The sequence below is a fragment of the uncultured Agathobaculum sp. genome (assembly GCF_963927765.1).
Classification (GTDB): domain Bacteria; phylum Bacillota; class Clostridia; order Oscillospirales; family Butyricicoccaceae; genus Agathobaculum.
In genome coordinates this window covers 24021-43967 of record NZ_CAWVCU010000084.1, presented here as the reverse complement: position 1 = coordinate 43967, position 19947 = coordinate 24021, and the positions used below count along the sequence as shown (strand labels likewise).

Sequence of the window (19947 nt, the reverse complement as noted above, 5' to 3'; positions counted from 1 at the left end):
TTCCACAACCTATCGGCTACATACTCCTTTGGACGGCGCATAAAAGGGCGCGCTGCAGATTTCATTTCTGCAACGCGCCCTTTTCATATGGAGAAGCTGGATATGGTTTTATTCAAAAAGAAAGTTGGTCAAAGTGTAGAAATGTGATCCCATACTGTTAATAGTACATCCTTGGCAGGATAAAGCGCTGCTCCCCCTGGGCCTCGTCTGTTAGTGTCCCTGCCGCGAACGTAATCACTACATCGCCATTTTCATTGATCTCAAACGGCAAATCCGCATCAATGGTCACATAATCGGTTACGGGAGCCTGCTCCACGATCGGGTAGTACTGTACCTCCGGTGTTTTGTCCATCCGGTTTTCCATATTCATCGTGATCGTTTCAGTGATGAGGTCAATATAGTCCTCACCAAGCAAATCTTCCAGCGTCAGTTCCTCTACCTGCTCAGACGTTTCATCTGTCTGTTCCTGCTCTATCTGCGTTTCTGTGGGCAGCGGCTTTTTTGTGGTTCCCTCCACCACTGCACTCGCTTTGCAGCCGACCAGCGCAAAGACGCATATGCAAATCAGAAGCTCCAGAACAAGCGCATTACTCTTTTTCATGATGCATACCTCCTTCAAAATATATTGGATAGCGGTTTGCTTTTTGTATTTTGATGATACGAAGCAATTGCATCAAATCAACCGCCTTTTCCCATCAAAGTTGCATCATCTTCATTCTGATCCCATATCTGGCTCATCCGTCCCACCGGGACAATCGAAATCTGCTGGCCTTCACTTTCCAACGTGATCCGATAAACCAGATTTTCGTTTTCCATGGCAAACCAAGCAGTATCCTCGCTCGCCGGTCTGAATACTGTGGTGACTCGCAGCGAATCGAAGTACCACTCTCCTACCGCTTCCGAAGTTTCCGCAAGAAATTTTTCCTGTGCCAGACGAACCTCTGCCTGCAATCCTCTGCCTGTGTCTTCATCTAACACCATGCGGACTGCATTGCCCTGCGCATCCTCTGCATACAGGTCGTATGTCGTCATTTGCAGCCGATTTGCCGTATCATAATACCGAATTATCCGGTCTTCCGAGCAGAAAAAGTCTTGAATATCCACACTTTCCGGTAAAATCCCCCCGTCCTGCCATGCGCTTAACTCTTGGCGAAGCATCGTTTCCACCTCATCAGAAAGAGAATCGTCAGCCTCATCCGAAATCGAGTGCGTTTCTTTTCTCCCCAACGCATCCGGCACCGATGTCATATCCCACAGCAGACGCATTTTTTCGGTTATGGCCAGCGTTTTGCGTTCCTCCGGCGCAATCTCCTTGACATACATCATGTTCCTCTCTTCCCGATCCTTCCAAAGCGATATCTGCTGCGGTAAAAAGACCGCTGCCAAAAGCGCACCCACCAAAAGCACAAGCGGAGCTGCCGCATAAGTCAGCTTACGCATTCGGTCCGCCCCCTTTCAGCACAACATATACCGACGTGCCTTTTCCAATCTCACTTTCAAACGAAAGTGTTCCGCCATGCAGTTCAATGATCTTTCGACAAATTGACAGCCCCAGACCAGCGCCCCCCTGCGCTCTGGCTCTGGACTTGTCCACCATATAAAACGCCTCTGTGATTCGGCCGAGTTCCTCCTGCGGAATGCCCTTTCCGCTGTCTGTCACTTCAATTTGATAGCCCTCCGGCAGCATGGACCCTTTCAGCAAAATCTTCCCTTTTCCCTCGATAGATTTTGCAGCATTGTCCAACAGATTCATGCAGACTGTTTCTATCAAATCCGGTTCCAGCCAAATCTGACTTGGTTCAGCCTCTACCAATAGAGTGATTTCCTTCTTTTTCATCGCTGGTTCGACTGTACAGGCAATTGCTGCAAGATACTGCCCCATTTCGACCTCTTGCATGGAAAAAGCACTTTTTTCCAGCACAATCCACTCCATCAGTTTCTGCGAAAGGCGCTCCATTCTACGCCCTTCCCGAAAAATATACCCTGCTCCTTCCCGGACAATGTCGGGGGAATCCGTATGGCTCAACAGCAGTTCCGCATATCCAATAATAGAGGTCAGCGGCGTCTTTGTCTCATGCGCAAAGCTGTGCAGGAACGCCTCCTGCTGCTTTGACGCGCGTTCCAGCTGCTCCATTTGCTGCTCCAGCTGATCCATTTGCTGTTCCAGCTGATCGGCCATATGGTTAAAGTCCTGTGAAAGCTTTCCCACTTCGTCCTGCCGATTTGTTATTTTGACGCGTTTGGAAAGGTCTCCTGCTGCAAGCACAGCCGACGCAGCCGAAAGCTCCATCAGCGGGCGGGCGATCCACGCACTTACGACTAATGCGATCAGCCCCACTATCAGCAGCATCACTCCCATCCAGACCAGTGCACCGCGATACTGATCTGCCCGTTCCACCAAAAGTGGCTCCACATTTCTCCAGTTTTCCAGATAAACGGTCTCCCCGTTTACAGAAACCGTACTGACCACATGGACATAATGGCTGTGGGTGCCTCGCACCAACCGAAATCCCTGCTGATTTTCTTCCAATGCGCCAAGCAACCGCAAATCCGTGAACGGGCGGACATGCCCTACCAAAATCGTTCCTTTTTGGTTGCTTAGGCAGTAAGCCCAATCCGGTTCGTTTCCCATCAGCACCGCATCCCCCAGCGCCTGTGCCGCAGCACGCGCAGCCAGCGTTGGCGAGATCTGTAATTCCTGTGCCAGTGTCGTCCGCAGCGTATCATTTTCCTTTCCGGCAGCGATCATTTCCCGGGACAGGGATGTACGATACTGCCCGTCCACAAGCAGAAACACGCCCACGGAGCAGGCAAACGCCGTAACAAGCAGCATACTGAAAAACAGCTTCCAGAATAATTTCAAGCTTGTCCCTCCAGCCGATACCCTACTTTATATATGGCCGTCAGCCGATCCTCCAATCCCAGCTTCTTCCGCATCCGCTGGACATGCAAATCCACCGTGCGGCTATCGCCTAAATAGACTTCGCCCCAGACCCGCTCATAGATTCGCTCCCGATGGAGCACAATGTTTGGATTCTGCGCGAATAGCACCAAAAGATCGTATTCCTTCGCGGTCAGGGCAACCGGCTGCCCCGCCTTTTTCACGATATGGGATGATGTATCTATCTCGATATCCTCTGCCACTTTCAAAATGCCAGCACCTTTTCCGCATCTGCGCAGGACGGTGTCCACTCGAGCCAGCAATTCAGGCAATGCAAAAGGCTTTGGCAAATAATCCTCCGCCCCGGCGCGAAGCCCTCTGACCCGATCCTCCACCTCCCCCTTGGCGCTCAAAAAGATGACGGCAATCTCCAGCAACTTGCAGTATTCCAGCAGCTCATACCCGTCTGCACCCGGCAGCATGATATCCAATAGCGCCAGATCAAAAGAATGGTTCTCCAGAAGATCCGCTGCTTGCAGGCCATCCGATGCCCATGTGCATTGATAACCGGCATCTGTCAAAACCGTACGAACCAGATTTGCGATAGCTTCCTCATCTTCTACAATTAGAATACGGCGCATACCCATCCCCCCTTGTTTATTAGTATCACATAATCCCATCATTTTTGCATCCCATTTTTGCAGATGCTTGGCAATGCACATTATTTTGCTGCTCATCGCTTCTACTGATACAGAGATACACGAAGCAATATCACCGCACAGATCACAAATAAAAGCCCCACATCGCCAGAAAACAGCGGTGTGGGGGTATGGGAAGGGATGTAAATGGTTGGTATCAAAGGAAATGGATTATTTGGTTTTTTGCTGTTCCTGCTCATCCGCCCGCTTGACTACGCGGATGCCGACAGTCAGAAAAATCGCAGAAATGATTGCAGTGGCCAGCACAAAACCATCCTGCAAAGTAAACAAAAATCGGTCGGCCAGCATCACCGTAACAATCAGGATGCAGCCAAATGCCTCCAACTGAAGGCCGCGCTGTCTGGATAACATGGATGATACTCCTTCCTGCGTCGCTTACTGCACACCCATAGCGGCCAGGATGATTCGCATGATAACTAGGCTGATCGCAGCATCCAACAGGCAGATACCGATCAGGAGAGGATGCCACTTCTTATTAGAATCGGTGACCAATACGATGCGGGCATAGTGTCCGATCAGCGTGCCCATCAAAATGCAGGCCGGCAGCATCATGGATGCCTGTCCAAGCGTCAACGTGCCTGCCTAATACATCGATGCAGCGGTTGCACAACCGGAGGCCTTGGCAAAGAACGCGGAAATCAGCACAGCGAAAGCCTCGCCCGGCAGGCCGAACAACCCCATAACAGGCGACATGAGGGTGCCAAGCAAATCCATCAGGCCGGTTTCCTGCAATATGTAAACGAGGACATATCCGAGAATCATAGCGTGCGTAATGTTTTCAATGCCGACCTTGAAGCCTTTTGCACAGCCCTTGAGGAAGGTATCAACGATAGACGTTTTTTTTGCCGCAGCCGGCTTTGCTGCCGCAGCCGTTTGAACTTCTGCACTCATGTAGAATCTCCTCCTTTAAGCCTTGTTTCGTTTTGCATGCAGGATCAGACGAACAATGTTGGCGCCGATCAGCTTGCAGACAAACATGATCACGATACACGGGCCCAGCGCTACGGGGCAAATGGCAACCAGCGGTGCACCGCCGGTGATGGTGTTGTTGATACAGGCTGAGCCTGCATACTGATAGGCAACAAAGATCGTGCGTTCATCGTCCGTGATATCGCCGTCCTCATACAATTCGCGCGTCATAACAGCTGCCACATCCGAACCGGTGAAGCTGGAAATGAACGCGATGCCGCATTTGCCGGGAATACCCATCAACGGCCGCAGCAGCGGACGGAACAAAACATCGGAAGCTTTGAATGCGCCGAGCTGCTCAAATACGCCGAGCAGACCGCAGAAAAACATGACAGCGAGGATGAGGTTGAAACCGGCCATAAAGCCGTCCTTCGCGCCCGTGCCGCCCGAACCGATCAAGTTGGCGCCAGTGTCACCAATCTGGCCGAACGAACCGGACAGGTTGGTAAAGTCAAGCACCTTAAGCGGGCCATCCACCGTGCGGAACGCACCGGAAAGGACAAGGATCAGAACGATCAGCGCAACCCATGCACCAATGCCGATTTTCTCCTTGTTTTCTTGCTTTTTTCTTTCATCTGTTTTTCCTCCTTTTTCTCTTTTATACCTTTGTGAAATCATCTTCCAGCGTGCATGCTGCGCATGCCGCTAAAATGCACCGCTGAAACATAGATTCGACTTCTGCATATTCGTCAGGCGTGTGGTTGCCTTCGCCGCGCGCCCCCATGCCGCACACAGTGGGAACACCGCACGCAACGGTGATACCGGAGTCGGACAAACCACCGACCTGGAAACAGTCGATCTCGCCAAAGCCGCAGGTCTGTGCGGTTTTTTTCAGGTGACCAAACAACGCCATAACACCGTCGGTTGTGTCCATACAGTTCATCAAACGGCTGGTATCCAGTTCCGCCCAGGTATCTGCAACCGTGCTGTTTGCCGTAACGCGCTCCAGTTCGGCCAGAATTTCGTTTTTGATCTCCGTGGTGGGAAACCGAATGCCGATCTGGATGGTACACTGATCCGGAATGGTGTTTTCACCCATGCCGCCGGTGATCTTGCCGCAGTTGATCAATCTGCCGCGGGCAAAATCGTTGCAAGCTTCCAGCGCTGCGATTTTATGTGCGGCTTCCAAAATAGCCGAACGTCCCTTTTCCGGCGCAATACCCGAATGCGATGCAACACCATGTACGGTAATCGTGACCGGGCCGCCACCTTTCCGTCCAACAACAAAGCGGTTATCCATGTAGCCGGTTTCAAAATTAAATGCAGCCAGTGCGCCGACCGCTTCGGACTCCATGGCAGCTTTAGCATCAGAGAACATGTGCAGATTTTCTTCATCGCCCGCGAAAATACACTTGATGGGGCGATCGCGGAAACCGGCTTCGGTCAGCGCCTTGATCGCATAAACCGCAATCACCAGACCAGCCTTCATGTCCAGCACGCCCGGGCCGTGGGCGAAGCCGTTTTCATCAATACGGAACGGGTTATCCTTCGCAGCCCCTTCTTTGAAAACGGTATCCATATGCCCAATGAACAGCAGCGGCGCTTTGGGACTTTCGCTGTTCCATTCGCCAACCAGAACACCGCCTGCGTTTTCCATCGGAATTACGCGCGTTTTGGCTCCGGTGCTTTCCAGCTCACGCCGCAGAATGTTGCATACGGCATTTACGCCTTCCAACTGGCGCGAACCGCTCTCCGTGTTGACCAATTCTTCCCAAAGCGCGAGCATAGGTTTGCGGTTTCCGTCGATATAACGGCGGATCTGATCAAAAACTTGTTCCATAAGAATCCTCCTTTTTATCCGCTCACAACAGGCGTACTGCAACACCCGCCAGCAAAACAGAGGCAATGGTGACGGTGACAAATCCGGCTGTCAGCATTTTCGGCAAAAGATAATTGGGTATCGCGGCCTTTTCCTGCTCATTGCGGCCAAATGCCTCCGCAACTTCATGCGGGATAAGCATGGTGGTGGGGAAACCAAAAGTGCAGCTGATACCGAGCGAGACGGCCAAAGCAAACGGAATGCGCATCAGCTTGGCGCAGAGAAAACCGACCAGCACCGTGCCGCCGACGCCGCAGATCGCGGAAAGCACCAGCGCAGGCAGAACAGAAACCACTTCCTGCGGGGTGGTTTCCGCAAGGTTGGAGAAAATCAAAATTGTAACAAAAAAGGTGATCAACGCGCTCGATTTGGTTTTTTCCAAAATCCCTTTTTCCAGAAATCCAGCAGCGAAGAGGACTGCGCCCATGATGAGGCAAAGTACAAAATAATGAATTACACCGCCGGTCAGCTCGGAAAGAAAATTGGCAATCAGTGCGGTGATGCCAAGCTTTGCCAGATAAACAGATGGCCGTGAGAATGCAGCCGGTAGAGTAAGCGGGCCGCGTTTTCTATCTTTGGTACCGGTCTGCTGCACTTCGCTGTATTCGGCAACCAAATCTGCGCTCTCTCGGAACTGTCGGGCAGAGCGCCGAAGCAGCAACGACGCAATCGGCGCACCGATGAATTTTTGTGTTACATACAGCACGATGCAAAATGTACTGGCCTGCGCAAGGCCCATTTCGTCAAGCGCGCTGGTCATAATCAGCGTTGCCGCACTGCCGCCAGCAAAAATCGGTGCACCGGCAACCGCCATATCTCGACCGATGAAAGGCATGCCAATCAGAATAATGGCAATGACAGCACCGCAAACGCAAAACAGGGATGTGAGAACCACCTTCCACTGGCGGCGCAGTTCGGCAAAGTCAATTGTTGTGCCCAAAGAAGCAATCAAAAGGCCTGCAATCACATTGCCAAAACCGGTTACCTGTGCATCTTCGATCAGCGATCGCGGCAGCAGCCCGCTCCAGAAACCGGCAAGCAGCAATAATGCGATGCCGAGTACGGTAGAAAAGACTGCCTTGCTTTTCTGGGCAATCAGCTCTCCTGCGGCATAGATGCATAATAAAACAGTCAGCGCAAGAACCGGTGTCATATTCCTCATCCTTTCTTGGTTTCAGGATATCATGCTTGTTTTTTGACTGTCCAAATCGAAAAATTTATAATGCAGTTATAAATCGCTCGAAATGTCAAAAAACAACGTGATAAAAAAGAAAAATTTGTTTGTTTTAGACAAACAAAAAGGCGCTGTGCATAAACACAGCGCCTTTGCTTGTCTATTTTGAGTATAGTGATCAGGAGTTACAATGTCCATTATAAGATAGTTATAATTCAGTCATAACTATTTTGCATAACCAGTTATAACAGCTTTTCATCTTATTCTGCCGCAGCCGGTGTAGGATACAACCGACTAAGGAGGTTAACGAAGGCTTGCGCCTCCGGACTGAGCAGCTCACGTTTTCTTTGCAGCCAGCCGGCATTGATCTGCACATTGCAGTTTCGGATGGGAATGGTTTTGATGCCATAGCGTGCATAATCCGTTGCACTCAATCCCGGCCCGAACCGAAATACATCAGTCGTACTGAGCAGCGCAAGAATCGCGGCACTATCACTGACATAAATCACCTTTTTATGTTCGGTGAGACGGATACCGTCGATTTCGAGATAAAAGGTCAGATTAGAAAAATAATCGTCTGGCAGACGAACGATCGGATACTGCAAAAGCTGTTCCATCGTCACTTCATTCTGCATATATAGCGGACTTTGCGGACCGATATTGGCATACCAAGTATCCTCACCCAATGGGTTGAACACCAGATTTTTAAAGTGCAGCATGTGCTTGAGTTCCTTCGCCTGCACATTATTGCTCATCACAAATCCGATTTCGGCTTCGCCGCTTTCCACGCTTTCGATCACCTGCTGCATGCGTTGCTCGACCAGCTTGAGCGAAATATCTTGCGGCTTATGCTCATTATAGAATTCGCTGATCAGGCGGCCCATGGTGATAATCGGGTAGGAAGCAATGGATAAAATGCGCGGACGTTCTTTTGAGGATAAACCCTGAATCAGTTCCATCTGATTGAGAATGGTACGTGCGTATTGATAAAGCTTTTTCCCTTCGTCTGTGAGCACAACGCCTTTGTTGGTGCGATTGAATATTCGTACCTTTAACTCGTTCTCCAGATTGCTGATGGCTTTACTCAGATTGGGCTGCGTCACAAACAGTTTTTCTGCTGCTTTGTTGATGCTGCCTTGTTCCGCAACGGTTACAAAATAAGTAAGCTGATGAATCTGCATGGATAAACGCTCCATTCCTGATTGAATAAGAATAGTTTATCACACAAATAGATTTTTTTGAGAAAAATGTCAAAACAACGCAGCCTACTATTACACAAAAATTGGAAACTTCATTTTACATGGAACGCGAAAAAGCGTTGCCCAAGGTAATTGAATACGGTGAATAAGCACATGCCGAAGAGCATTGAGACGTTATCCCGTATGGCTGGCGATGCGCTCGCAAGTACCGCGACGCACAGCGGCTTAGCAATGCCGTAGGCCAGCAGATAGCACGCAGCGATGTTGACCGCAAAGCGCACAACCTCGCCCGCACTCTTCTCTCGGCTGCCGAAGGTAAAGTATTTGTTCAGGAAAAAGCTCAGAATACTGGTCAGGACATAATTTGCCGCACTCGATACCCAGTAAGTGCAATGCGCGAGGTTATACAGCCCGAACATGATCGCCGTGCCGACCAGCGTATTGATCGTGCCGACCAGCAGAAATTTGGCGAATTTGCGGTCGATCAGGCCGCGCAGTTTGTTCATCGCACGCCCTCCTCGGTCTCCCGCACCAGATAGACTGGGCGGCGCTTGGCTTCCAGATAGGTTTTGGCCAGATACTGTCCGGAAATACCGATGCATAGCAGCTGCGCGCCGCCGAGGAACAGCACGACGCACATCATGCTCGGCCAGCCGCCGACCGGGTCTCCAAGGGCGAGCGTCTTGACCAGAACGACCACAACAAACACGAACGCGATCAAACAGATCAGAACGCCCAGCACGCTCGCCAGCGCGAGCGGCGCGGTAGAAAACGCGATAATACCCTCGAGCGAATACAGGAACAACTTCCAAAACGACCACTTTGTCTCGCCTGCAACGCGCTCAACATTGACAAACGGCACCCATTTGGTCTTGAAACCAACCCAACCGAAAATACCCTTGGAAAAACGGTTATATTCGCGCATGGACAAAATGGCGTCTACCATCGCGCGACGCATCAGGCGATAGTCGCGCGCGCCGTCGACGATGTCGGCGTCCGAGATTCGGTTAATCAGCTTATAGAACATGTGCGCGAAGAACGAGCGAACCGGAGGTTCGCCCTCGCGCGTGGTGCGGCGGGTTGCTGCACAGTCATAGCCCTCCTCGGTCACGGCTTTGTAAAGAGCAGGCAAAAGCGCGGGTGGGTCTTGCAGGTCGGCATCCATAGTGGCGACAAAGTCGCCCGTCGCGGCCTCGAGCCCAGCAAGCATGCCGGCCTCCTTGCCAAAATTACGCGAAAGCGAAACAAAGCGCACGCGCTTGTCCTTTACAGCCAAACGGCGCAGCATGGGCAGCGTGTCGTCTTTCGAGCCGTCATCAATGAACACAAATTCAAATTCCGCATAGTCCATCTCGCCCGCTACGCGGGTGATCTCTTGATAAAAAAGCGGCAGCGCGGCCTGCTCATTATAGCAGGGCACGACGATCGAAATTTTAGGCATGGTTTTCCTCCTTTCCGATCAGTCGATCGAAACCGAGTGATGCGCCGCAGAACAGGAACAGCTGCGGCAGATGGGCATAGCGCGGCTGCACTTCGATCAGCAGGAACGCGCAGAATGCAGCGAACACGACAAACAGCGGAAGATAGGCTGCGGCTGTGCGACGCGGGCGGTACACCCCGAAGACCGCCAGCAGCAGCGCGGCATAGAACAGCATCCGGTCCATTTTCTGAATATTGTCATAGATGAGCGTCAGACAATCATGTAGCTGCAGATGGCCGAACGCCCAGTCCAGCGCATCATTGCACCAGAGTAGCTTGCATTTATGTGCCGCATGCAGCAGCAGTGCTTTCGGACCAGCGGACAGACGCTCGGAAATCAGCGCATCCTGCACTTGGTAGGTTGCTTCCGTCGGGCCGTTTTCATCGAACGTAGCGGAAAGCTGATTCCAGTCGTCGGTCGAATAGCCGCCCGACGTGCTGAAGTTGAGCCCGGTGACGAATTTCCAGCCGGGGTATCCGTTTGCCGTACCGTTTGCATTCAGCCCACTCGCGCGCACGGCGGCATCTGCGCCAACGCCGACCGCTCCGTAGACCACCAGCAGCGCCGCCATGCCGCATACCATGCGCTTTGCCATATTCGGTCGCTGCAGCACAGCAAACACCGCATACGCCAGCACAGCAACTACAAGGATAACACCCTCGCTGCGCAGTAGATTGCCCGCCTGCAGCGCAAGTCCGGCAAGCGGAAAGCGCCAAAAGCCCAGTCGTGTGCAGTCATAGCAAGCGAGCAGCCACACGCCGAGCGTCAGAAAGAATGCAGAGGAGATTTGGTTGGTCAGCACGGTAGGCAGGGTCAACGCAAAAGGGAAAGCCGTCAGCAGCAGCATGGCAGCCTGCGCCGCGCTCTCGCGCACATGATCGCGCGCCAGACGATAGAGCAGGCACACCGTGCCTGCACTCAGCAAGGCATTAGCTAGTTTGATGATCAACGGGTTATTCCAGATTGCAAGAAGCATCGCTTGCCAGGCAACAAACCCGCTCTGATAGGCCCATAAAGAGAAATACCGCAGCTGCTGGAACGAGAAATCGCCCGCCAGCAGGCTCTGCGAAGCCTCGAACATAAGTCCAAAATCGCTGATGATCGGTGGATTGAGCACTAGAATGACCGCCACACGCAGCAGAAAACCGCCGATCAACAGCCAAAGCGTGAAATGCTGGATGGTCACGCGCCCACGTACCAGCCAGCCGGCGGCAGCAAGAACGCACAGACCGGCAAGCCATCCGCCGGCAAGCAGGATGCCGATGGCGGCAAGAACAAAACAGATCAGAAACGGCCGCCAGATCACATGAAAAGCGTGATGCATGCTGCCGCCTCCTTTCTTTGCGAAAAATAAAGTTTAAGATGAATTGAGATTTCATTCCCTGCTGCGCGCAGTCGTCCGCCATCTATGCATATCTGGAGTGTATCATGCATTTTTCCGCTATTTTCCGCCAATTGACCACAGAGCAGCAACAAGGCCACCCCTATCGGGGTGGCCTTGTTCTGTTTCGTTGTCTCAGAGCAGTCCGAGCAATTCGTCCGCTTCGTCCAGCTCCATCTGCTCAAGCACGCGGCGCACATACGCGGCCACGCTTTCCACATCCTCCGCCTCACTTTGGTATCCTGCCTGCCAGTGTTCGCGCGCCAGCTCGGTGCAGCGGCGGCGGGTCTTGGCGTCGCGCGTGACCGCGAGCAACGCGGTCGCATTGCCCAGCGCCAGTTCGGGATGGGTCAGCGCCAGCTGCTGTAAGGCGTAAATCAGTACGCATTCCAGCCGGTCGCGTGCGCGAAGCGGCTCCATCCCGGCGTAGTGCAGCAGCGCATCCAACTCCTCGAGTGTCATGTTCAGGTGCAGCCCCAGCGCGGTCAGGCTGCGGCGGCGCGGCACGATACCATGGCGGCGCAGCAGGGACAGCTGCTTTTCGATCCACGGCGGCAGACCAAGGCTGTGCACGCTGCCACTGCCGCCGTCGGGCGCGGCTTCCAGCCGATGCACAGTCAGATATTCGTCCAGATATCGTTCCAGCTTTTGCTTGCGACCGGTCAGTTCAGCACCAAAGGTCTGCGAAAATGCTGCAAGCGCCTGCTCAGTGTCTACCGCCGACAAACGCGCCATCAGGTGTGTGGTGGTCAGGCTGGACGGTCCGTCCGGCTGCTGTTCAGACAGCAGCCGTCGGTAGAGCGCGTCAGCCGCCGCATAGTCATACTGCATGTCGCCCTGTACCCGCCGCTGCAAGCAGAACACACAGCAGGCGTCGAACGGATCGCGTGGGTTAAGCCCGCAGTAACCACCATAGCGCGACAGCATATCGCTGACCGCCTGCGGCGGCATTGCCGCACCGAACCCGACCTTGATATAGGTGTCACGGCTTTTGGGCGCGCCGCCCTCGATTCTCCAGCGTTTGACCGTATTTTTGCTCAGCCCGCATCGGGCGGCAAAACGGATATAGCTCAGCCCGGAAGCGTCAAGCAGCCCGGCAAAAAAGCTTTGCCACGGCTCAGCCCAGCCTTCATGATCGCCCAGCAGCGCGAGCACGTCACTGACCGTCTCGCACCGCGCGATTTCAGCTGCCCGATCCATTGCTGTCGTCCCACTGACAGACAAAGCCGCAATGCTGCGAGTCAAAGGCTCCCGTGCCATTGGCAACCGAGTCATTCCACACCCAGCCCTGATCGTCCTTATCGTACATCATCAAATAATGCTCCTGCCCATTCTGATTGTTCGGCTCACCAACGCCCCATGCAGCAAACTCGAATGGTTCGCCGTTGACCCATTGGAAGCCCCCGCTGCTGGTGTAGTTGTTCGCACCTAGCCAGACGGTTTCCAAATCGCTTTCCTCGAGCAGCGCGATGATGGTATCCATCTGCTGCTGGCTGGTGATCGTGGCAAGGTGGCCGCCGCGAGATTCGCAGTAGACACGCGCCTCGTCCCACGTCATGACGGCCTGCACGACCGCATAGCGCGGGCCTTGTTCTGGCGCGACGGTTGCCAGCTCAGTGGCTTCGGGCGATGCCGATGGCTGCCAAAACGCCAGCAATGCAGCAAATCCCGCTGTACAAATCCAACCTGCGGCGGCAGCGGCTTTCCAGCCACGGGTCGAGCGACGCATCAGCGCGCACAACAGCGCATCCGCCGAAGCAAACCGGCGCTGTGCCTGCGGCTGACAGCAACGCAGTACAATTTTTTTCAGCCGTCTGCTGCCCTTCGGCGGGGGCGGCGGCTTCGTCCCCTGCCAACGGCGGCGTACAGCGTCCTCGCGCGCATCATAGGGCGTCTCCTCGTTCGTCAGCGGCAGCTGCCCGTAGTTAAGCAGCTGGTACAACACGATGCCCAGCGAATACAGGTCGGCGCGGCCGTCATACACATCGCCCCGGGCAACCTCGGGCGCCATGTAGGCGGCAGTGCCGGTCATGGTTTGCAGCATACCGGTGCGGCAGCGGCGGGCAACACCGAAATCACCGAGCTGGAAATGCCCTTCCGCCGTGCGGTACAGATTAGCGGGCTTGACGTCCCGATGGATCAGCCCGGCGCGATGCGCTGCCGACAATGCAGCCGCAATATCGCAGACCAATGTTTCCACCTCGGTCACGGATAGCTGCTCGCCCTCACGCAGCAATTCAGCCACGCAATCCAGCTGCTCCATGCGCAGCAACACGTCCCAGCCGACCACCTCGCCCTCTTCCGCAATGGGCCGAATGGCGTGGTCATAAAGCGTGACCACCTGCGCGCAGCCACGCAGACGCTCAAGCGCCGCGATCTCCTGCTTCGCATCGGCCAGTTGACGTTCAGCCTGCTCGCTCTGCCCAAGGATAGTGATCACTTTGACCACGCAGCAGAAGCCCTGTTCCGGCTGTCCGCCGGACAGGGTGTAAACGCTGCAGCCGCCGCTGCGATATATTCTCTTTTCCGGCACCCAATGCCCCCAAAGCGGTGCGTAGCTTCGCAGACGGTTATCCTGATTCTCCATGCCAAAACCCTTTCGGAATGTATTTGCCTGCAACAATTATACCGTACGTGCTACTGCATGACAACCCTTGCCAGATCCATCCCGGTTTTGTATTGCTGGACTTGGAATATTGTGTCCACATAAACCAATAATCCGAACGTCTCTTCTAAGAAGAATACGTTCGGATTATTGATATCTGGTACGCCCGATGCGATTCGAACGCACGGCCTTTGGAGTCGGAGCGCCTATCGTTCGGTTTGTTTTGCGCAAAATCATGCCATTATAGCGGATTATATCAAAAATTTCAATAGATACACGAACTTTTAGGAGCATCTGCGAAAGGCTGTTTTGGTGCTCATAAACACCAAATAAACACCAAGAGAATGAAATAGAAATTAAGGTTTTCTCAAGTCAAAATCTGGTGCTTTTCGCGGGTCGGAGCATCCTTTCGCGGCCGGCCTGCCCACAGTACCTTTCTTATACATTGGCCATATACGCGAAATGACCGCCCTACCCTGACAAAGTATGTGGTCATTTCTTGATCTTTTAACTTGTTCGGGCTGACCGTCTGCCGTCAGTGCCCATTTCCATGTTTAGCATACCCACACCGAGCGGGATTTTCAAGCCGCTTGTCAGTGCTGCTTTCTTTTCCCATCAGGTCGTGCTTTCTCTTAACTTATTTAATGCCTCAATCATATTATCAATGAACCCTTGACAAAAAGACTGCGGCTTAGAAAATCCTGTTCATAACCATAACGCCATTTTTCGAACGCATTACTATGCAAATTAAGCTGCTCATTAAATTTCTCAGCACTAATTTGTAGCTTATTCGTTACAAATTCCATACAAGATTGTTGATCCCCAGTGTTTAATTTTTCAAATAGTTTTTTCAAATCATGTCCTTTTATCTTTTGATCCGCATCCGAAGCATATAGTCGCGCTTTGATTAACAGCTCACAGCAAAATGCGCCCAGAACGATTGCCGGGAACGCTAATTCTGCTATTTCTTGGGAAGCCGGTTTTCCTTTCAACAAATTGCTTGAGTTTGTTCTAATCGCGTTGCGAAGCAGAAAATAAGCATGTTCAAAATTCTTTTCGTAATTATATATTTGGGATGTCTCTATCATGGAAATCCTCCTATGAAACATTGCTACACTTAACGATGATAGTTGGGAATATGATGGGCTTTTGTCAATCGGTCAATAAAAGTCCTACACTCTTCTCTGCTGTCAAAAACCCCAATTATGCAATACTGCGTTTGATGATTTTCAATCACAGATTCCAGATTGGACTGAAGCGCATTCTCTAAAATATCAACATGAAAACATCCTTGCTCTACAGAATATTCTACACTCCATTTTTCCATGTGTTCAACCTCTTTTCTCACAATTATCACGCTTGACCTGTTCTTCAATGGCGCGGCCTATAAAACCGTTCAGACTTTCCCCTCTCTGCTCTGCGTAAGCTTGCAGTTCTGCCTTACGGCCTTTGGGAACACGCACTTTTATTTCGTCATAAGCTTTGGCATTGTATTTTTCGTTCGCTTTACGCCTTGCTTCGGTAATAGGCATATAGGCACACCTCCTCCATCATGCCATGATTATAGCACAAAATGCATCATGGGTACAGTACAAATATTCATAAAATGTACTGGGTACATTTGTTCATTCTACCGATTGATGTACTGGGTACAGTGTAGTATAATATAATCACAGCAAGGGAACAGAGCCGAGGTCAAGACAACCCGACCAAGAGCCGCACCGCGTACCTGTGAGCGAGAGCAATAGACACGCAAGCGGGCGGCTGGCACAACTCCCTGAGACAGGTTGCAGGCAGCCCATTACCTGCCGCACGCGGTTTGCACCGATAACGACCGCCGGAACAGTCCACCGAAACGGACAACCGCCCAAAGGGAACGAAAACCCTTGAAGCCCGCAACCATATACCTGTGAGCCGAAAGCGGCAATAGACACGAAGATGACGCGGGCGGGCGCGAGAATGCGCTGTATGCCATTTTCAAGGTGTGGACGTAAAGAAACATGCCGAAGCCACCAAAACGCGCACAGCGCCAATTCTGGGGGCAAAAGCCAAAGGAGGAATCACAATGAACAGAACCGAGTTAAACAGCAAGGTCAAGGAACTGCGCGAGCTGCGTCGCATGGCCGAAGAGATCGCCGCCGAGATCGAGACCATCACCGACACGATCAAGCGGGAAATGGCCGCCCAAGGCGTGGACACGATCGCCGGTGACGACTGGAAGGCAACCTGGAAGCCGGTGCAGTCCGCCCGCTTTGACAGCAAGGCGTTTAAGGTCGCGTTTCCCGACCTTTACGGGCAGTTCACCCGCTCGACCGAAACCCGCCGCTTTGTGCTGGCATGAGAAAAGCCCCTTACCCACGCCGACCAAAGCAAGGTAAGGAGCCTGTAAGAGTAACCACCATAGGGCGGTTGTCTGTATCATAGCACAGCCGCCCACTGATTGCAAGGGGGGGGGGAATACTGTGCGGATCATGAAAAGCATAGCAGGCTTTTGCCTGCTGGCATTTGCCGTCAACGCCCCGATACTGGCGTTTGTAGCAGGGCTGTAATACAACCAGAAGAGAGCTATGCCCACAAGGGGTAGGCTCTCTTTCTTTTTGCCTGCTCACCTGAATCGACAAAGGCGCCCCGTTTCCGAAGCGCCCTCATCTGGTTTTGGACTTTGGCAGGCGTAGCATTCTCCTGCATCTCTCGGGTTTCCCCTGTCGTGCCATCGGCGTGTGGTCGCTACGAAATCTACCACCTCAAAGCCCCTTTTATCCTATCTAAATTATAGCAGAATTATTCTTTTTGTAAAGCGTCTGCAATGCTCCGAACCTTACGGTTACCGTAGGATCGCCTGTGCTGCCCGGATAAAAAGCGCATACCATTCCTGCCGCGCCCGCTGCAACTGCCGGCAATACCGATAGTACGTCTTGTATCGCATCCGAGGCGGCTTCTCCGGGAGCCAATTGTCCATATCCCGCCCATCCTTCATCTGTTCAGACGTTGCCCCCAGTGCTTTCAATACGCGGCGCACCTTCAGGCGGGCAACGTCCAGGTCTCCGCACTGCTGGGATGGGTAGTTCAGCCGAGCACACCTGCGGCACACAAAGCATTTGCCATATAGGTACAACTTACGGTATCTGCCCCCGCACTGTGGACACAGGAAAAAGGCGTTTTCCCCGCCGTAGCCGCGCGACGTCCAGTCAAGCATGATATCCGCCCGTTGTGGATCACCCCCAAGCGAGTATGCAAGCACGACCTGCTCATGGTCGACCCGTGCATAGATGGACGCACCATCCTGCCACGATACCACCGTGTTCACCCGCTGCGCGTCCCCGAGTGCCTTTACGAGCGCAAAACTGTCTATGCTCCTATACGATGTCGTACACCCGTGCGTCCTGTACTGCCCACCCGGCATACATATCCCCCCTGTCCTGTCGGAAGCCTAAATAATTTACCGTAACTCTGTATAAATGTGCTATAGCAGCCCTCTGTCCTCCAGACAGATAACCGTCCGCTCCTCAACGCTGCCGCCGTTCTTCCATGCGTTGAAGCCGGTGCCTTTATGTGCCCTAGTCGAGATAAGCTGCTCGCGGAACTGCTGGAGCCGCCGGGCGTTTTGTGGCGTGCGCAGCTTCCGCATACTGTCGTGTTCGATCTGCTGCGCGCGGCTCGTACTCACACCGATCTGCTCGCCGGCCTGTCCCAGCGTTTTCCCCTCGAAGTACCGTGCGCGGATCACTGCGGCCGGACGGTCTCCCAGGTTGTCGAGGCACTCTTCCAGAACTGCATGCAGTTGCTCAGTGTACAGCTGATCGTCTGCATCTTCAAACATCTGTGCCGCCGCCGGATCGGGAACCAGTTCACCGCGCGCAGTCTCGCTGCCATCCTCCCCGCATACAGCTTCATCAAGGCTGACATACCGCCCGAGCGGGTCGCACTTCTGGCTTGCCGTGCGCCAGCCGACCAGATCGAAAAAGACGGTCTTGACCGGATACTTGAGGAACGACGCAAACAGGACGCCCCGCTCCGGCTCGTACAGCCGCACAGCGAGTTCAACCGCAAGGAAGAAGGATTGCTCTATGTCCTCGGCGGTCACGCCCATAGCGGCCATCCTCGCACCCGCTTTGCCCGCCAGCTCACCGAACAGCTTTGCCAGCAGCCCGCGGTTTTGTTCCCAGAGCTGCGCCAGCGCATCCTTGTCGCCTGCTTTGGCCTGTGCGGCCAGTTCTTCATTCGTCATTGCGCATAACCTCCCGCTCGTGGTAGAATAACAGTACAATGCTATTTCCCGAGCGGGAGGACAGAGGGCGGCAGGCCGTGCAGGGCTTGCCGCCTCTTGCTTTATCTCGATCACGTTTCGTTATTGGGTTTACGCAACCTATGCTCTGCGGGGAGTAGCGGTTTGGCGAGAACACACACCCTGTTATGGGGTGGCGTTTCACCACCCCGTAGGGCGTCGCAAAACGCTACCCCCGAAATAACGTCGGAGGACCCGACTGTTTTACTCGCCCTTCAGGGCGTCAGCTACTATGTTCGACCAGAAGAAATCATCCTTCTTGACAAGAGCGGCGGTCATGTCGCTTGTCAGCGCACCGCACATGGTCTCACCGAGCGCGTCCGCAGTCTGGGCGCGGGTTTGCTCCGTGTAGAAAGCCCGGTCAATGTGGATATCATTCTTGTGCGTGTAATCGAAGATCATGCGCAGCATGGTCATATTGTCCGCTTGCGTGTACTTGTCCACAAGGGCTTCCAGATCGCCCGGGGTAAGCGGTATCTGCCCATCAAACAGTTTAACATCATCGGTAACCGCGCTGCCCTTCGCCTGGTATCGTTCCTTCAGCAGCTGCTTGTATGTATCGACGATATCAAGTATACTGCGGCGCCCCTCGATCAGTATATCTTCCTGCTCCTTCACCAGCACGCGGCGCTTGTCCATGTACGCGCTCTGCACATAGTTATTGCGGTCGCTGTCCAGGGCGCGGATCTCCGCAGCTTTCGCGGCTGCCTTGTCGGCGTAGCTGATAGTGACGTCCCGCAGTGTTTTTACAAATTCCATGTTGATTTTCCTTTCTGTTACTTTTTGATAGCCTGTCTTGTGCCTATTGCGCCGGGTGTCCTATATTACTATCACCCCCCTTTCCACCCCGCTGCGCCCGACCTTATTGGCAAACACGCACCAGTTCCGCAGCATTTCTCCAAACTCGCGCACGGTATCCCGGGGCGATGTAATCAATGCAGCTATATCCTCCGCATCCAAATGGGCGTTTTGCCCTCTTTTACCCATCTCGTAGGCCTCATTGATCGTAGGGATGATCATGTCTATGATCTCGCGCCATCTCCCCTCTACAGGGAGTCCGATTAGTTGGCACTGCACCTCGCAGAAGTTTTCTGCAGTGATAGGAAATTCTACATTCACTGTTTTTCACCCCCTTCCCGGATCAGCCGGGAAACCAATTTCTGAAGATCAACCATCTGCGTTTCCAGTTCTTTCAGATAATCTCCGATAATGTAGGTTCTAAACTTAGCGCTGTCGTAGTAGTGGAACAGCATTTCTGCCACAGTTTGTCTGCTTCTGTCTCTGTTTTTGATTTCGAAATACCCATCCGCTAGATCGTTAGTAACGACACGCGTTTTCTCTATCGCCTGTTCCATGCCGGACGTTAAGAACTCCATATCCAGTACAATATTTTTTGCCATTGTATTTCCCTCCGAAATCGTCTATACTGAGGGTG

Annotated in this window: 25 protein-coding genes; 1 reads left to right on the top strand and 24 read right to left on the bottom strand. The window is 53.1% G+C overall.

The window, feature by feature from the left end:
- Positions 1-157: 157 nt before the first annotated feature.
- The 19 genes from ABGT74_RS07715 to ABGT74_RS07625 form a co-directional block, all read right to left on the bottom strand.
- Positions 158-601: a DUF3298 domain-containing protein gene (locus ABGT74_RS07715; RefSeq protein WP_346705108.1), complete on the bottom strand. Its 444-nt coding sequence runs from the start codon at positions 599-601 to the stop codon at positions 158-160.
- Positions 602-678: 77 nt separating this feature from the next.
- Positions 679-1440 (bottom strand): hypothetical protein, encoded by a 762-nt coding sequence (locus tag ABGT74_RS07710; RefSeq protein ID WP_346705107.1) that lies wholly within the window; start codon positions 1438-1440, stop codon positions 679-681.
- Entirely contained in the window at positions 1433-2863 is a 1431-nt protein-coding gene (locus ABGT74_RS07705; protein ID WP_346705106.1) for a HAMP domain-containing sensor histidine kinase, read from the bottom strand. Before ABGT74_RS07705 ends, ABGT74_RS07710 begins: the two co-directional genes overlap by 8 nt.
- Positions 2860-3522 (bottom strand): response regulator transcription factor, encoded by a 663-nt coding sequence (locus ABGT74_RS07700; protein ID WP_346705105.1) that lies wholly within the window; start codon positions 3520-3522, stop codon positions 2860-2862. Before ABGT74_RS07700 ends, ABGT74_RS07705 begins: the two co-directional genes overlap by 4 nt.
- A 228-nt stretch (positions 3523-3750) precedes the next feature.
- Positions 3751-3951, bottom strand: coding sequence for a hypothetical protein (locus ABGT74_RS07695; RefSeq protein WP_346705104.1), 201 nt, complete (start codon positions 3949-3951; stop codon positions 3751-3753).
- Between the two features lie 24 nt (positions 3952-3975).
- On the bottom strand, positions 3976-4173 hold the full coding sequence (locus ABGT74_RS07690) for a hypothetical protein (protein ID WP_346705103.1): 198 nt from the start codon (positions 4171-4173) through the stop codon (positions 3976-3978).
- 9 nt (positions 4174-4182) lie between these two features.
- Complete coding sequence (locus ABGT74_RS07685) at positions 4183-4491, bottom strand: nucleoside recognition domain-containing protein (protein WP_346705102.1); 309 nt, start codon at positions 4489-4491, stop codon at positions 4183-4185.
- Positions 4492-4506: 15 nt separating this feature from the next.
- Positions 4507-5187, bottom strand: a complete 681-nt coding sequence (locus ABGT74_RS07680; protein WP_346705101.1) for a nucleoside recognition domain-containing protein — start codon at positions 5185-5187, stop codon at positions 4507-4509.
- On the bottom strand, positions 5168-6349 hold the full coding sequence (locus ABGT74_RS07675; protein WP_346705100.1) for a M20 family metallopeptidase: 1182 nt from the start codon (positions 6347-6349) through the stop codon (positions 5168-5170). Before ABGT74_RS07675 ends, ABGT74_RS07680 begins: the two co-directional genes overlap by 20 nt.
- A gap of 22 nt (positions 6350-6371) precedes the next feature.
- On the bottom strand, positions 6372-7541 hold the full coding sequence (locus ABGT74_RS07670) for a hypothetical protein (protein WP_346705099.1): 1170 nt from the start codon (positions 7539-7541) through the stop codon (positions 6372-6374).
- 281 nt (positions 7542-7822) lie between these two features.
- The gene (locus ABGT74_RS07665; protein ID WP_346705098.1) at positions 7823-8743 is read right to left on the bottom strand and encodes a LysR family transcriptional regulator; all 921 of its coding nucleotides are present in this window, start codon (positions 8741-8743) and stop codon (positions 7823-7825) included.
- A gap of 110 nt (positions 8744-8853) precedes the next feature.
- Entirely contained in the window at positions 8854-9267 is a 414-nt protein-coding gene (locus tag ABGT74_RS07660; protein WP_346705097.1) for a GtrA family protein, read from the bottom strand.
- The gene (locus tag ABGT74_RS07655) at positions 9264-10202 is read right to left on the bottom strand and encodes a glycosyltransferase family 2 protein (RefSeq protein WP_346705096.1); all 939 of its coding nucleotides are present in this window, start codon (positions 10200-10202) and stop codon (positions 9264-9266) included. Before ABGT74_RS07655 ends, ABGT74_RS07660 begins: the two co-directional genes overlap by 4 nt.
- Entirely contained in the window at positions 10195-11565 is a 1371-nt protein-coding gene (locus ABGT74_RS07650; protein ID WP_346705095.1) for a glycosyltransferase family 39 protein, read from the bottom strand. Before ABGT74_RS07650 ends, ABGT74_RS07655 begins: the two co-directional genes overlap by 8 nt.
- A gap of 192 nt (positions 11566-11757) precedes the next feature.
- Positions 11758-12822 (bottom strand): hypothetical protein, encoded by a 1065-nt coding sequence (locus ABGT74_RS07645; protein WP_346705094.1) that lies wholly within the window; start codon positions 12820-12822, stop codon positions 11758-11760.
- A complete protein-coding gene (locus ABGT74_RS07640) occupies positions 12806-14209 on the bottom strand; it encodes a protein kinase (RefSeq protein WP_346705093.1) in 1404 nt (467 codons plus the stop codon). The genes ABGT74_RS07645 and ABGT74_RS07640 overlap by 17 nt, the downstream gene beginning before the upstream one ends.
- Before the next feature lie 671 nt (positions 14210-14880).
- The gene (locus ABGT74_RS07635) at positions 14881-15315 is read right to left on the bottom strand and encodes a hypothetical protein (RefSeq protein ID WP_346705092.1); all 435 of its coding nucleotides are present in this window, start codon (positions 15313-15315) and stop codon (positions 14881-14883) included.
- A 29-nt stretch (positions 15316-15344) separates the two neighbouring features.
- Entirely contained in the window at positions 15345-15554 is a 210-nt protein-coding gene (locus tag ABGT74_RS07630) for a hypothetical protein (protein WP_346705091.1), read from the bottom strand.
- A 4-nt stretch (positions 15555-15558) separates the two neighbouring features.
- Entirely contained in the window at positions 15559-15759 is a 201-nt protein-coding gene (locus ABGT74_RS07625; RefSeq protein WP_346705089.1) for a hypothetical protein, read from the bottom strand.
- A 533-nt stretch (positions 15760-16292) separates the two neighbouring features.
- Here ABGT74_RS07625 and ABGT74_RS07620 point away from each other — a divergent pair.
- Complete coding sequence (locus ABGT74_RS07620; RefSeq protein WP_346705088.1) at positions 16293-16568, top strand: hypothetical protein; 276 nt, start codon at positions 16293-16295, stop codon at positions 16566-16568.
- A gap of 483 nt (positions 16569-17051) precedes the next feature.
- Here the strand turns inward: ABGT74_RS07620 and ABGT74_RS07615 are convergent, their stop codons facing one another.
- From ABGT74_RS07615 to ABGT74_RS07595, 5 genes are all read right to left on the bottom strand, one after another.
- Positions 17052-17534 carry a hypothetical protein gene (locus ABGT74_RS07615; RefSeq protein ID WP_346705087.1) on the bottom strand — a complete coding sequence of 161 codons (483 nt, stop codon included), beginning with the start codon at positions 17532-17534 and terminating at the stop codon, positions 17052-17054.
- Between the two features lie 156 nt (positions 17535-17690).
- Positions 17691-18455 (bottom strand): sigma-70 family RNA polymerase sigma factor, encoded by a 765-nt coding sequence (locus ABGT74_RS07610; protein ID WP_346705086.1) that lies wholly within the window; start codon positions 18453-18455, stop codon positions 17691-17693.
- A 261-nt stretch (positions 18456-18716) separates the two neighbouring features.
- Positions 18717-19271, bottom strand: coding sequence for a hypothetical protein (locus ABGT74_RS07605; protein WP_346705085.1), 555 nt, complete (start codon positions 19269-19271; stop codon positions 18717-18719).
- 60 nt (positions 19272-19331) lie between these two features.
- Positions 19332-19532 (bottom strand): hypothetical protein, encoded by a 201-nt coding sequence (locus tag ABGT74_RS07600; RefSeq protein WP_346705084.1) that lies wholly within the window; start codon positions 19530-19532, stop codon positions 19332-19334.
- Positions 19533-19627: 95 nt separating this feature from the next.
- Positions 19628-19912 (bottom strand): hypothetical protein, encoded by a 285-nt coding sequence (locus ABGT74_RS07595; protein ID WP_346705083.1) that lies wholly within the window; start codon positions 19910-19912, stop codon positions 19628-19630.
- Positions 19913-19947: the final 35 nt, after the last annotated feature.